The 13,870-nt window shown below is 43.9% G+C and carries 12 protein-coding genes and 1 pseudogene; 9 read left to right on the forward strand and 4 right to left on the reverse strand.

Annotated elements, in window-relative coordinates; genetic code table 11:
- Positions 1-96: 96 nt before the first annotated feature.
- On the forward strand, positions 97-594 hold the full coding sequence (locus CIK04_RS10635) for a response regulator (RefSeq protein WP_038969579.1): 498 nt from the start codon (positions 97-99) through the stop codon (positions 592-594).
- 207 nt (positions 595-801) lie between these two features.
- A complete protein-coding gene (locus tag CIK04_RS10640; RefSeq protein ID WP_011080648.1) occupies positions 802-1,350 on the forward strand; it encodes a hypothetical protein in 549 nt (182 codons plus the stop codon).
- Between the two features lie 317 nt (positions 1,351-1,667).
- Here CIK04_RS10640 and CIK04_RS10645 read toward each other — a convergent pair whose 3' ends face one another.
- On the reverse strand, positions 1,668-2,255 hold the full coding sequence (locus CIK04_RS10645; RefSeq protein ID WP_011080649.1) for a TfoX/Sxy family DNA transformation protein: 588 nt from the start codon (positions 2,253-2,255) through the stop codon (positions 1,668-1,670).
- Between the two features lie 359 nt (positions 2,256-2,614).
- Here CIK04_RS10645 and CIK04_RS10650 point away from each other — a divergent pair, with 359 nt between their 5' ends.
- The 5 genes from CIK04_RS10650 (at position 2,615) to CIK04_RS10670 (ending at position 8,439) form a co-directional block, all read left to right on the forward strand.
- Positions 2,615-3,535, forward strand: a complete 921-nt coding sequence (locus CIK04_RS10650; RefSeq protein ID WP_011150094.1) for an HDOD domain-containing protein — start codon at positions 2,615-2,617, stop codon at positions 3,533-3,535.
- 346 nt (positions 3,536-3,881) lie between these two features.
- A complete protein-coding gene (locus tag CIK04_RS10655; RefSeq protein ID WP_097352988.1) occupies positions 3,882-4,787 on the forward strand; it encodes a lysine exporter LysO family protein in 906 nt (301 codons plus the stop codon).
- Between the two features lie 197 nt (positions 4,788-4,984).
- Positions 4,985-5,497, forward strand: a complete 513-nt coding sequence (locus tag CIK04_RS10660) for a hypothetical protein (protein ID WP_011080652.1) — start codon at positions 4,985-4,987, stop codon at positions 5,495-5,497.
- A 115-nt stretch (positions 5,498-5,612) separates the two neighbouring features.
- Positions 5,613-7,274 (forward strand): pyridoxal-dependent aspartate 1-decarboxylase PanP, encoded by a 1,662-nt coding sequence (panP, locus tag CIK04_RS10665; RefSeq protein ID WP_097352987.1) that lies wholly within the window; start codon positions 5,613-5,615, stop codon positions 7,272-7,274.
- A 310-nt stretch (positions 7,275-7,584) separates the two neighbouring features.
- The gene (locus tag CIK04_RS10670; RefSeq protein ID WP_011080654.1) at positions 7,585-8,439 is read left to right on the forward strand and encodes a MurR/RpiR family transcriptional regulator; all 855 of its coding nucleotides are present in this window, start codon (positions 7,585-7,587) and stop codon (positions 8,437-8,439) included.
- A gap of 42 nt (positions 8,440-8,481) precedes the next feature.
- Here the strand turns inward: CIK04_RS10670 and CIK04_RS10675 are convergent, their stop codons facing one another.
- Positions 8,482-9,750, reverse strand: coding sequence for an iron-containing alcohol dehydrogenase (locus CIK04_RS10675; RefSeq protein WP_097352986.1), 1,269 nt, complete (start codon positions 9,748-9,750; stop codon positions 8,482-8,484).
- Positions 9,751-10,024: 274 nt separating this feature from the next.
- Between CIK04_RS10675 and CIK04_RS10680 the strand changes: the two genes are divergently transcribed.
- Complete coding sequence (locus tag CIK04_RS10680) at positions 10,025-10,288, forward strand: GrxA family glutaredoxin (RefSeq protein ID WP_011080656.1); 264 nt, start codon at positions 10,025-10,027, stop codon at positions 10,286-10,288.
- 170 nt (positions 10,289-10,458) lie between these two features.
- Positions 10,459-12,141, forward strand: coding sequence for an aspartate:alanine antiporter (locus CIK04_RS10685; RefSeq protein WP_026050378.1), 1,683 nt, complete (start codon positions 10,459-10,461; stop codon positions 12,139-12,141).
- 114 nt (positions 12,142-12,255) lie between these two features.
- Here the strand turns inward: CIK04_RS10685 and fabV are convergent, their stop codons facing one another.
- Positions 12,256-13,458: an enoyl-ACP reductase FabV gene (fabV, locus tag CIK04_RS10690; protein ID WP_017422189.1), complete on the reverse strand. Its 1,203-nt coding sequence runs from the start codon at positions 13,456-13,458 to the stop codon at positions 12,256-12,258.
- Positions 13,459-13,693: 235 nt separating this feature from the next.
- A pseudogene (locus CIK04_RS10695) lies at positions 13,694-13,870 on the reverse strand (IS5/IS1182 family transposase); the annotation flags it as partial.

Raw genomic sequence — 13,870 nt, forward strand, 5'->3', positions numbered from 1 at the left:
CATCCATAGTCACGGAGGATGAGTCTACGAGTGATATTCCAGCGCAGTACACCTGTATGACTATCTGGTTACCACTGGTTTCTGAAGGAGCATCCCATGAATAAATACTTGATTTTATGTGTTGATGACGAACGAGAAGTGCTCGATAGCGTACTTCAAGATTTATCGCCATTTGAAGATCATTTTGTGCTCGAGGGCGCAGAGTCAGTAGCAGAAGCCAAAAATGTCATCGAAGAGTATGACGATGAAGACGTTCCATTGGCATTAATTCTGTGCGACCACATCATGCCGGAACAAACGGGGATCAGTTTTCTCATTGAACTCAGTCGCAACGAAACGACGCGCAAAGCGAGAAAAGTACTGTTGACGGGGCAAGCCGGTTTGGAAGATACCGTTGAAGCGGTAAACCATGCGAGCCTTGATTTTTATATCGCCAAACCTTGGTACGGTGACGAGCTGAGAAGTGCAATAAAAAACCAGCTGACCTCCTACGTGATCGCAAATGACGACAATTTATTGTCATGGACATCAATATTAGATCCAGAGAGAATTCTCAACGCAATGGCGGAGAAACGAAGTTCTTTCGGTGAATAACTGAATCATTGCCAAGCACTTGTGAACTCGAATCGACTCACATTAAATGGCATCAGAATTGCTTAATTATTGGCTAGACGACAAAACAATGGCATTTTTTGTTGGTGACTTGTCTACAAGTTGATTAATATGTCGCAATGAAATGAATGGGTTGAGCAGCCCAGACTCAACCGGGAAGTAACAAAATAAAGAAGGTTTACCATAGTTATGCGTAAGACAATTCTAGCTGCAGCTCTGCTGATTGCCTCTAGCCAAGTGATGGCCAAGGAAGACCCAAACCGTCCAGCAACCATGAGCAACTTTAGTTACGACTACATCGAAGCTCGTATCGGCGCTAGCCCAATGACTTTTGGTGCAGCCTACAGCAAGTCTGTTCACCCAAATGCGCACATTATTGCCCGTATCGATTCCGAATTTGAAAGTGACTTCGACGCTGCTGCAGGTTTTGGTTTCCACTCACCTATCAATAACTGGGCAGACTTAACTGGTGCAATGCTCATGCGTGTTGTAGAGCCAGCAAAAGCAAGCAGTGCTGATATCGGTATGGAACTTAACTTAGGTATTCGTCAATGGCTTGGTCCTCAACTTGAAGTTGGTGGTAAAGTTGGTTACGTCTCCATTGATAACGACGATGACTGGATTGGTTCCGTGTACGCTCGCTTCCATTCAACTGAGCTTTTCTCGTTGGGTGTTGAAGCACGTATCAATGACTTCTACGATGATCAATTGATGTTTACAACGCGTTTTAAATTCTAAAGGCGATGAAGTTCAAGCTCTCGTAGAGCGAGCAGCTTGAGCCTTTAACGTAGATATATACGTAAAGGATTTGGCGCAGCAGATCGGTAAAAGTGATAGCTGATACTGCTTTAAGTAGAACAAGTACAAATGAAAAAACCGAGGCAACATTGTCTCGGTTTTTTATTTCATACCATTTATAGACAAGAAGATTTCTCCCGCTTTCGAGGTGTATCACAACAAAAATAAGCGTACTTCGAACCAAACCTATGCGCTTTAAACCACCATTTGATTTCAATTTTAGCGCTCAGCGGTTTAGTTCGAGAGCAAAAAGATGACTAACAGCATGCGGCCAAAAGTTGTTTACGACGGGGCTCTTGAAGTAACTTCCAATGAATACCTTCGACCGCGCCAGCAAATTTCCATAGCAATTTGACATCAACGTCATTACCGTAAGCTTGCTTAACTCGATTAAAGACTTCAATCGCTCCTAGTTCCATAAAGGTTTCAACGTCATCAATCCCTGCTTTTTTTACCATGCGTTCAAGTGTTAATTGCATGTTCGGTAAATCTCTTAAACGACGGCTGGCAGATGATTTTTGGAAATTACGTTGCTTTACAGAGCACGCTATAGACTGCTTTACCAAACGATCCAACTGACCATCTCGATTATCAAGTAGATTAGATACTTCGTAGTAATTTACAGTAGCAGTGGTTTGCTTTTTGACATGACGATACTTCTCACAGCCCAATTGGCAGAAAGTATCATCCAAACTGTCTCCACCACGAAGGTAGTAGCAACCATTACTCACCAATGCAAACATAGCATCTTCCGCAAACAGGCCGATACCACCGAACATTGAACGTTTCTGAAAATCACCAAATTGGTTGATGTAGTCAAAAAAAGCTTGTTCTGTCATATCCATTGACTCCTAATTCAAAGATTAACCCCGATTAGTTATGTCACCAGATAGCAGCATTTTATAATTAAGCGAAAATGATAGAGAAAGGTATTTAAATTATTTATAAGTAATTTTTATCAGCAACCCGAATCATACTTAATGAAAAAAAATAAGTCGGGATTCGCATCACAAATAAAGTTTCCTCTCCATTATTGATGAGATCCAATTCACATTATCAAACAATAGCGCATGTTGTACTTTTCGTTGCATTAAGCATTACGGACGAAAAAGCAGCAATTAAACTATTGTCATGATGGCAATTTCTTGCACTGAACAACTCGCTACTAGTACACTGTACGAAAGCACTTTGGCTCAAAATATCTATGGAACACTTATCTTTTTTCTGGTTGCCGAATAATAAGGACTTACTGATTCAAGCGTTGGAAACTGAGTTCGCTCAACTGGTCGAGCAGTCGCTTGCTACTGGTAAAGTCACTCTACCGCCAATCCCTGATGTTGTCTTAAAAATTCAACAACTTTGCACCCAAGAATCCACTGGCATCAACGATGTCGCTGAATGTCTTTTAGAAGATCCCGGGCTAGCCGCCATTGTAATTAGAGTGGCAAACTCGGTCATTTTTAATCGCCGCAATATCACCTGTACCGATTTGACCACGGCAGTATCTAGACTTGGCATTCTAAGAGTCAGAGACATTGTCACCGCACAGGCCATCGAGCAGTTGAAGCATTCTGTCAATCTCAACAAAGAGTGCAACGCGGTACTGATTAACAGCGCCGCCGTTTCTCGCCAATTGGGCGCTGTAATGGTAATGGTCGTCAATGCCTTTAGAAAACACGCGGCAGCAAAATATGACTATTTAGAGCCTGAAAAAGCCTTGTTGGTTGGCCTACTTGCGGATATCGGTCTGTTTTGCTTGGTCAATGAATACCACCTCTATCTGGATAAAGGAAACTACCTTGACCAGCAAATCGCGCTACAAATATTCCAAACTCGTTGTGCGGCTACCAGTAAATTAGTCTTGGAAAACTGGGAGTTTGATAGTGACTTTGTTGAAGTGTCTTCCAATCAAGCTTATCGCTCTCAGCGTCAGGAAGTGACTTATCTCGATATTGCGCGTATCGCAAACCACTTATTAATGTTTAGAAACCAAGATGAACGAATTGATGACCACGAAGTGGAATTTAATTTAGTGGGTGCTGAGGTGTTATTTGAATTGAGTAATTTGTCAGAAGATGAATTCCAGGAAATGGTGAATCAAGTACTTAATTCAAGTGGCTTTTAATACCTCCCTTTTTAAGACATCGCATTAGCTTTTATAAAAACCACTTTTGATGTTCTTCAATCGGTGACGTGTCTCTCTTTAAGGAAAACTCTTCATCCCAGTTATTTCTTCGAAAACTGGGATGAAATCACGTAAAAATATCCCCCGCCAGAAATCATTCATCAACTCAATAAATTTTACGCCACTGAGTCCTCTCTCAACTTAGCATTCTAAAATTTAAGGCTTTCTATTGAGATGTGGTGGTTACTTCACATTAATTTCATGATAGTTTTACACCGTTGAATGGACTCAACGTCCCACGTACATATCTAACATTTCGCACTACTAATTTTACTCGGGAGCCTGCATGCTGTCAGGGATGCTGTTTATCTTCGCCCCACTTGTGGTGGGGTACTTAATACCAATCGCTAATCCTTCTACATTTGCTAGGATCAATAAGATTACATCACATCTGATCTATGTGATTTTATCGCTGATGGGATTAAGTTTGGCTGCGTTGGACAACCTAAGCGCCAATTTACAGGTCATCCTCACTTACACTGGCACTTTTTTCCTTTGCTTAGGTTTGTGTAATTTAGCAGCACTTCCTCTTGTTGATCGTCTTTTGCCCGTAGAGACAGATACCTCACAAAAAAAACCACCTCTTTCAGCCATGGCAATGGAGTCCTTAAAGCTTATTTTTGTTGTCGGTGGCGGCCTACTTGTTGGCTTAATGTTGCCGTTCAGTTTAGATTGGGTAGACACCGCCAGTGAGTGGATTCTTTTCGTTTTACTTTTCTTTATTGGCATTCAACTGCGTAACAGTGGCCTAACCCTAAGGCAGATTCTCCTGAACAAACAAGGTATGGTCATCGCTTTAGTCATCATAAGTACCTCAATGATTGGTGGCCTAATTGCAGGTAAAATTCTCGATATTCCGACCTATCAGGCGCTTGCCATGGCATCGGGCTTTGGTTGGTACTCACTGGCGGGTATTTTGATGGGAGATGCCTTTGGTCCTATCTTCGGCGGAGCATCCTTTATGATTGAACTACTGCGCGAATTGTTAGCGCTGGTGGTCATCCCTTTATTGATCCGTTCTCGCCCCTGCACCGCAATTGGCTACGCTGGCGCAACTGCGATGGATTTTACTTTGCCTGTAATTCAAACCACGGGCGGAGTACGTTGTGTTCCCATAGCTATTGTAAGTGGCTTTATTTTGAGCCTATTAGTGCCGGTATTGATGCTATTCTTTGTGTCACTTGCTAGCTAGATCGCATGATAGTGGATTCATTTCCGCTACACTAGCGAGCAAAAATAATAACATACCTAAACTACTGGGATTTGCAGGTAGACGGTAAACCAATGGACTTCCATGCAGATAGATTACTGTTTTTGTGGAGTCATTGAACTTGACCCGATCCACTGCAGCTTCACGTAGGAAGGATATCGCTCAAAAAAGGAATCACTATGAAACGCTTCGTTGTTGCTCTAATGCTAGCGTCTACATCATCTTTTGCATTGGCAGCGAATGACCAATGTTTGGCCCAAAAATACGATGCGTACATCGATGCATCACTAAACTGGTATTCAGATCTTGCTGAGCTCACTAGCAGCAAATACCCAGATTTAACCGAAGTCAGCAACTGGTTTTTAGAAGGTCGAAAACATCATTTCGAACTCAACCGAGCTGCCGTTCACTATTATCTTAAACATGACCCAAGCCGAGTATCCGTCGATAAACCGATTGAAAGTTGGCTTCAGCTTGAACAGAGTGATATTAAACAGTTGGCGAGTCGTAGCGATGAACTTGGTGAAATTGCACAACGCACGTTTAATGATCGTCAAGCAGCAAATCATGAGAAAAACTACGAACTTCGCTCTGCTTTCGCCGATCTATTGAGCCATCCTCAACAGATCGACACTGCCTTGTCGCGATACAATAAAGCTATCGCAAAAGTAGACGAAGTTAAGTGTCAATAAGCCTTTCCCTTTCTTTTCAGTAAACGATGATTTGTTAATTAAAACGGGACATTGTTCCCGTTTTGGTTTAGATTGTCTCGCTCGAACGACTACTATAATTAAATCGATTTGTTATATGGCAATGGAACAAAAAACCGCTGATGTCAGCTTTGATAGCCTACTGAAGATCTTCACTATCCCAGAGGGTCCTGATTCAACACTGACTCAAATCGAAGCAAAGCTCTCACAAAACTTAAACAAATTCCTCGGTGAACACATCGTGGCAGAAGAAAAGCCTTTACGTGAAATCGAGAAAGACTTTTCTTCTGCTCAGATCCCAGAGCGACCGTCCTTTGTCTCAGACCATACTGAGCACCTACTCGATACTTTGGTATCGCACTCTGTGCATACATCGTCACCCAGTTTTATCGGTCATATGACTTCTGCGCTCCCATACTTTTTGATGCCTCTATCAAAAATCATGATTGCGCTAAACCAAAACTTGGTAAAAATCGAGACATCTAAAGCCTTTACGCCGCTAGAGCGTCAGGTTTTAGGTATGTTACATCGCTTAATTTATTCGCAAGATGAAGCGTTTTACTCTCATTGGATGCACAGTGCGGAGCACTCCTTAGGGGCTTTTTGTTCAGGCGGAACCATTGCTAACATCACTGCCCTTTGGGTAGCACGCAACAATGCGTTACGTGCGCAAGGCAACTTTAAAGGAGTCGAGAAAGAAGGGCTTTTCCGTGCTATGAAACACTATGGCTACGAAGGCCTAGCCGTGTTGGTGTCTGAGCGCGGTCATTACTCCCTGAAAAAAGCCGCGGATGTCCTAGGTATTGGCCAAGCAGGTTTGGTTGCCATCAAAACCGACGAAAACAATCGTGTTTGCCCCGATGCACTCGAAGCGAAAATTAAAGAGTTACAAGCGCAAAACATCAAAGCATTTGCCGTCATCGGTGTAGCAGGAACAACGGAAACGGGTAGCGTCGACCCATTGGCAGAAATGGCAAAAATTTGCCAAAAATATGGCTGTCATTTCCATGTTGACGCGGCTTGGGGCGGCGCAACATTAATGTCAAACAAGTATCGCTGCCTACTCGATGGTGTTGAGCTTGCCGACTCTGTGACGATTGATGCACATAAGCAGCTGTATATCCCAATGGGCGCAGGCATGGTGCTATTCAAAGATCCTAACGCCATGAAATCGATCGAGCATCACGCTCAATATATTCTGCGAAAAGGGTCTAAAGACTTAGGTAGTCACACACTAGAAGGCTCTCGTTCAGGCATGGCAATGTTGGTTTATGCCAGCATGCATATCATCAGCCGCCCTGGTTACGAACTGCTCATCAATCAAAGTATTGAAAAAGCAAAATACTTTGCTGATTTGATCAAACAACAGGATGATTTTGAACTCATCTCTGAACCTGAGCTTTGTCTGCTCACTTATCGCTATATCCCAGCACGAGTGAAACAAGCCTTGGCTGCCGCCAACGCAAAACAGCAATTAGAACTCAACGAGTTACTGAATGAGCTGACCAAGTTCACTCAAAAACGCCAACGCGAGACAGGTCGCTCATTTGTATCGCGTACACGCCTTAATCCCGCACAGTGGTCTCGCATGAACACGATTGTACTCCGCGTTGTGTTGGCAAACCCACTGACCGGCTTTGACATCCTTGAATCAGTGTTGGAAGAACAAAGAAATATCATTGTTCATCAAGCACCAGATCTGTTGGCAAAAATCAACAGGTTGGCTGATGGGATTCTAACCAGCACTCAGTTGAACTGAGTCCAAACAAGTAGCAGCAAAATGAAATTTTCTTTCGTTTTGCTGTAACTTCAACGTCAATATTATGCCAGACTAAGAGCAATTACGCGCTTGAACATTCAGTTTTGTAGTTTAAACAAAATTTTGTTTGAGGCTTGTCAAATTCTCACCAAATAGTATGGCTATTTGGTTTAGACCCATTGAGTAATAGGTTTATACTCATTTCATGGCGCTGATAGCCGTTTATCAATTGAGGTATGCACTTTGCCCAAGAGCAGTCGTTGCCCAATGATAAAATCAGCGAGTTGTTCTCTATGCCCTCGTGAACACTATGAACACATTAGAAAAAATTCAAAAAAATCTGGAGAATTTCAGTAAATCTGAACGCAAGGTTGCCGAAGTAATCATGGCGTCTCCACAAACAGCTATTCACTCTAGCATTGCTACATTGGCTAAAATGGCCGATGTCAGTGAGCCTACGGTTAACCGTTTTTGCCGTCGCTTGGATACGAAAGGTTTCCCTGACTTTAAACTGCACTTAGCACAGAGTCTGGCGAATGGTACCCCTTATGTAAACCGTAACGTCGAAGAAGACGATGGCCCTGATGCCTACACGCATAAGATTTTTGAATCGACCATGGCGTGTTTGGATGTTGCTAAAAATAGCTTAGATCCTATGCAAGTGAATCGTGCCGTGGATTTGCTAACTCAAGCAAAACGCATCTCTTTCTTTGGATTAGGTGCCTCTTCTGCCGTGGCGAAAGACGCGCAAAACAAGTTTATTCGATTTAATATTCCGATTACCTGTTTTGAAGATGTTGTGATGCAACGCATGAGTTGCATTAACTGCAGTGACAATGACGTATTTGTTCTCATCTCACATACAGGCCGCACGAAGAGCTTGGTGGAGATTGCAAATCTTGCTCGAGAGAATGGCGCAACTGTCATCGCGGTGACCGCAAAAGATTCACCTTTGGAAAAAGCGGCCTCATTAGCCATCTCTCTCGACGTACCAGAAGATACCGACGTGTATATGCCAATGGCGAGTCGTGTGGTTCAAATGACCGTCATCGATGTCCTCGCGACGGGCTTTACTTTACGCCGAGGAACCGGTTTTAGAGAAAACCTCAAGCGTGTCAAAGAAGCGTTGAAAGACAGCCGATACGACAAACTTACGCATTTCTAATCGCAAGCCAATTCTAGTTGAAAGCGATACTCTCAATACGAATCACGGAGCCAGACGGCTCCGTGATTTTATCTCATTACCCATTGCGAGATGGTAATCTTCACTCTCGATAAACTGTGCGCATCCAGTGGCTTCTGGCTGGGTTTGTTCAGAACGCAAACGGCACTGACAAACTTGCTCCAATATATAGATCAACCTCGCTTTGGTCAGTGGTAACGGGTTTCCTTTAATCGCAACTGAGCGCAAGGCATCTTCCGCGACCGCATCAAACGATGTCGAGCAGACACCGAACTGACTCAGCTCAGGAAGTTGCAACTTATCCAAGACACCTTTAACCCATTCCACGCCATCTAACTCGCTCGCTTCACCGCTTTTTGTCACAAATCGAGCCAAAGACTTATAACGAGAAAGCACATCGGCTCTGCCCGCTTCTCGCGCCGCCATAATGTTTTCGTTCATCACATGTGGCGCTAGCTGCGCAGTGATGACACTGTGTGGTGCATCCAGCTTTCCACCAAGGGCTGAAGCTAAACCATGAGCTGCACCTAATTTAGCATTGGTGATCGCCATTCCACCGAGCATTGCGGAAAATGCCAAATCTGAGCGCGCTTTGTAATCATCTTGTAAGCAACCCGGAATGATAGAGTGGCTTAGTCGTCGTAGCCCTTCTTCACATATCATATCCGTGAGCGGATTCGGCTCACCACAGACATAGGCTTCCATTAAATGGGTAAAGGCATCCATCGCGCCACGACCGGATGTATAGGCATCTGTACCATAGGTGAGTGTCGGGTCGACTATCGCCACATCGGCAAGCATATCTGGACTGCGCAGGCTCACTTTCACTTTATCTTGGCCCGATTTTAATACCGCATTTCGCGTCACTTCCGAGCCAGTGCTGGCCGTCGTTGGAATGGCAATAAAATGTATGGGTTGTGTTTTTAAGGGCACATTTCTGCCCACCACTTCAACATAGTCGTACACATCACCTTGATTGGGAATGATCGCAGCCAGCGCTTTTCCCATATCAATGACACTTCCGCCACCAATAGCGACAACCATGTCCGGCTTGAACTTTCTACCTATGATGGCCGTTTCCTCCACCATGGTAATATTAGGTTCACCGCTGATCGCAACATGCTGATAGCGAATATTCTGTGATTTGAAATAGCCAATAATAGGCATCGCCCTTGCAAGATCTTTTCCTGTGACCAATAAAGCGCTGTAACCAAACTGACTGAGGATAGAGAGTGAGGACTGTAACGCGCCTTCACCAAAAATAATTCGTGTTGCGGTCATAAACTGGAACATACTGCATTGCCTCTTAATAGTAGAAACTACGAGTAAAATCTTACGTGTCGTTTCACTTTGCCTATCTTTGTACGTAAAAAAATTGACCAAGTGCAATTTGTTGCCAATAACCTTGATTTTTATAAGACTTTATAGCCAGCCTCACACTGTAGATTGGGAAAACTGTTTAACTCTTATTCAATAGTTTTTTCCTATCGAAGCAACAGGCATTTGTCTCTTTATTTCCGCTTACGGATCGGGCATAGTTGCGGTATCAAAATAAAGGAGAAAGAACATGTTCGTAGTAATTTTTGGTCGTCCGGCATGCCCTTATTGTGTTCGTGCAAAAGAACACGCAGAAACTCTTAAAGCAAAGCGCGACGATTTCAACTACCGTTACGTTGACATTCAAGCGGAAGGCATTTCTAAAGCTGACCTAGAAAAAACCGTTGGCAAACCAGTTGAAACGGTGCCACAAATCTTCATCGATCAACAGCACATCGGTGGTTGTGACGACTTCGAAGCTTACGCAAAAGAGCATCTTGGTCTGTTCGATTAATCGAATCTAAAAAACCCGCTTCCAAGCGGGTTTTTTATCACTTTTTGTTGTCTCTGGTTCAAAACAACATAACTAATTACAGAACTTAAAAAATTTCACTTATCTTTTATTGATATTTCGTTACAATCCGAGTTTAACCCTGTTCCTGAACCAAACTTTTGAGCGACAACGTGAACATAGACGTCGTACTTCTTCTTCAACAAAATCCAATACTGCTGATTTTTGTTGTATTGGCTATTGGTCTTGCCTTTGGAAAAGTCCGTATTGCAAACATGCAATTAGGAAATTCAATTGGTGTCTTAATTACTTCACTCATCATGGGGCACTTGGGCTTCTCGTTTAATGCAGAAGCGCTCACCATTGGCTTTATGCTGTTCATTTACTGTGTTGGCATTGAGGCCGGCCCGAACTTTTTTGGTATTTTCTTCCGCGATGGAAAACACTACTTCACACTGAGTATGGTGGTGTTGGTGACAGCGGTGTCTATTTCTTATTTTGCTAGCCACTATATGGGCCTCGATTTTGGTCTCTCTGCGGGGATGATGGCAGGCGCCTTAACGGCGACTCCAGTCTTGGTAGGCGCACAAGATGCGCTCAACTCAGGATTGGCAACCATACCGAGAAACATGGAGTTTTCAATGGTTTTAGAAAACTTGTCTGTCGGCTACGCCATGGCTTACCTTGTTGGTCTTATTAGCATGATTATGTTCGCTAAATTGCTACCAAGATTGCAAAAGCAAAACCTCTCTGATTCAGCGCAGCAAATTGCTCAAGAGCGTGGATTGGGAGGCTCAGGGCAACGTAAGGTTTACCTACCGATTATTCGAGCTTACCGAGTGGGTCCAGAGCTGATCAACTGGACTGATGGTAAAAACCTGCGCGAACTGGGCATTTATCGTCAAACCGGCTGTTATATCGAGAGGATTCGACGCCATGGTATCCTCGCCCACCCTGATGGCGATGCTATTTTGCAAGAAGGTGATGAAATTGCGCTGGTAGGTTTTCCCGACAGCCACGCTCGTCTCGATCCAAGCTTTCGTAACGGCAAGGAAGTGTTTGACCGAAACCTTCTTGACCTTCGTATTGTTGAAGAGCAAATAGTCGTTAAAAGTGATGCTATCGCCGGCAAACGACTGTCAGAGCTCCATCTCTCTGAGTACGGCTGTTTCCTAAACCGAGTCATCCGCGCACAAATTGAGATGCCTATGGACCTCGATATTGTCCTTGCGAAAGGTGATATTTTGCAGGTCAGTGGTGAAAAGAGCCGTGTGCATGGCCTTGCAGAACGAATCGGCTTTATCTCGATTCACAGTCAAATCGCAGACCTACTCGCCTTCTGTAGTTTCTTTATCTTAGGCATTATGTTCGGTTTGGTTACCATGACATTTGGCCAAGTTTCTTTTAGCTTGGGCAACGCTGTCGGCCTACTACTTTCAGGTATTACCTTAGGTTTCTTACGAGCGAACCACCCAACCTTTGGTTATGTACCTCAAGGGGCACTCAACATGGTCAAAGATTTAGGGCTGATGATCTTCATGGTCGGCATCGGTTTAAGTGCAGGTGGAAAAATGGCGGAGCATCTGACACAAGTGGGTCCGCAGATCATTGGCATCGCGTTTTTAGTCAGCGTCGTTCCGGTCTTTTTCGCTTATTTGGTTGGGGCTTATGTACTGAAAATGAACCGAGCCCTGCTATTTGGAGCAATCATCGGTGCCAGGACATGCGCACCCGCAATGGACATTGTTAACGAGTACGCCAAATCAACAATTCCAGCATTAGGTTATGCCGGCACTTACGCAATTGCCAATATCTTAATGACCTTAGCGGGCACCATTTTGATCATACTCAGCTAACCAAACACACTCTTTGGATACAAAAAAGGCGCTTACAAGCGCCTTTTTTATTCTATTTTTCTGTTTCGTTGAGAGTAGCACAACCCTGTTTGGTGCTGTGCTACGGAATAGAAACTAGATAGCAATAAAATCCGTTGCAACGTCTGGGTTAACGTCTGCTTCGTAATCTACGCCATCAATACCGAAACCAAATAGCTTCAAGAACTCTTCTTTGTACTCAACGTAGTCAGTCAGCTCTTTTAGATTCTCAGTGGTGATTTGTGGCCATAGGTTGCGGCAATGCTCTTGAATATCATCGCGCAATTCCCAATCGTCAAGACGAAGACGGTTCTTCTCATCCACTTCTGCTGCACTGCCATCTTCTTTATACAGACGCTGGCTAAACATGCGGTAGATCTGTTCCATACAACCTTCGTGAACGCCTTCTTCACGCATCTTTTTGAAGACCATCGCGATATACAGAGGCATCACTGGAATCGCTGAACTTGCTTGAGTCACAACAGATTTAAGCACTGCAACATTTGCACTACCGCCAGTTGCAGAGAGTTTCTCGTTCAGTGCAGACGCTGCACGATCGAGATCCATCTTCGCTTTACCCAGCGCACCATCCCAGTAGATAGGCCAGGTTAATTCAGTACCAATGTAGCTGTAAGCAACGGTTTTGCAACCTTCTGCCAGCACACCCGCTTCTGCTAGCGCATTGATCCAAAGTTCCCAATCTTCACCACCCATAACCGTTACCGTGTCTTGGATTTCCTGCTCGGTTGCAGGTTCCACACTGGCTTCAATAATGATGTCTTTGTTGGTATCAACCGCCGTTGAGGTGTAAGTTTGGCCAATAGGTTTTAGCGCCGAGCGAATAAGTTCGCCCGTTTCTGGTAACTTACGAACAGGCGAAGCCAAAGAGTAAACAACCATATCCACTTGACCCAAATCTTCTTTGATTAGGTCGATTGTTTTTTGTTTTGCTTCGTTAGAAAACGCATCGCCGTTTAAGCTTTTTGCGTACAAACCTTCTTCACGAGCCAGTTTCTCAAATGCCGCTGCATTGTAAAAACCTGCGGTGCCTGGTTTCTTCTCTGAGCCTTCTTTTTCGAAGAAAACACCGATAGTGGCAGCACCACCACCGAAAGCAGCTGCAATACGAGAAGATAAGCCGTAGCCACTGGATGCACCCACAACAAGTACGCGTTTTGGTGCGTTTTTGATAGGGCCTTGTGCTTTGGTGTAAGCAATTTGTTCTTTTACATTAGCTTCACAACCCACTGGGTGCGTTGTAGTACAGATAAATCCACGAATTTTAGGTTTGATGATCATATTCAACTTCCTTTAAAAAACTGTGTAAGGATAAAAGGTTCGTCGCCTATTCGCATCTAATTTCTGTAAAAATGCGCTGAAAATGCAAGTGGTTGGAGCTCTATGCACCAATTTCTATTGCGAACCATGCGAAAAAGCACCTCATTTGAGGTGCTTCAGATTGATGACGACCCCCGCTTTTTAAGTGGGGTTCTTTTTTGGAAGCGACCGTAGGTCGCGATCGTGATATTTTTTGTTATATCGTGCGCAGAAGTTTCCATTCATTACATGGGTATACAGAAGCAAGTATCTGCCTTATTTCTGCCATATTTAAGCCCATTTTTCGTAGATAGTTCACCACCAACGCTATCTTCTTGATGTTTTGGGCTGCCGCTGCCAACCAAACATTGCATTTGCACATTGGCTAGACCTC

The sequence above is a fragment of the Vibrio sp. 03_296 genome (assembly GCF_002265885.1).

Coding starts and splice junctions, on each gene's coding strand:
- CIK04_RS10635 (WP_038969579.1), top strand. CDS start 97: ATGAATAAATACTTGATTTTATGTGTTGATGACGAACGAGAAGTGCTC.
- panP (WP_097352987.1), top strand. CDS start 5,613: ATGGCAATGGAACAAAAAACCGCTGATGTCAGCTTTGATAGCCTACTG.
- fabV (WP_017422189.1), bottom strand. CDS start 13,458: ATGATCATCAAACCTAAAATTCGTGGATTTATCTGTACTACAACGCAC.
- CIK04_RS10680 (WP_011080656.1), top strand. CDS start 10,025: ATGTTCGTAGTAATTTTTGGTCGTCCGGCATGCCCTTATTGTGTTCGT.
- CIK04_RS10650 (WP_011150094.1), top strand. CDS start 2,615: ATGGAACACTTATCTTTTTTCTGGTTGCCGAATAATAAGGACTTACTG.
- CIK04_RS10660 (WP_011080652.1), top strand. CDS start 4,985: ATGAAACGCTTCGTTGTTGCTCTAATGCTAGCGTCTACATCATCTTTT.
- CIK04_RS10640 (WP_011080648.1), top strand. CDS start 802: ATGCGTAAGACAATTCTAGCTGCAGCTCTGCTGATTGCCTCTAGCCAA.
- CIK04_RS10670 (WP_011080654.1), top strand. CDS start 7,585: ATGAACACATTAGAAAAAATTCAAAAAAATCTGGAGAATTTCAGTAAA.
- CIK04_RS10675 (WP_097352986.1), bottom strand. CDS start 9,750: ATGTTCCAGTTTATGACCGCAACACGAATTATTTTTGGTGAAGGCGCG.
- CIK04_RS10655 (WP_097352988.1), top strand. CDS start 3,882: ATGCTGTCAGGGATGCTGTTTATCTTCGCCCCACTTGTGGTGGGGTAC.
- CIK04_RS10645 (WP_011080649.1), bottom strand. CDS start 2,255: ATGGATATGACAGAACAAGCTTTTTTTGACTACATCAACCAATTTGGT.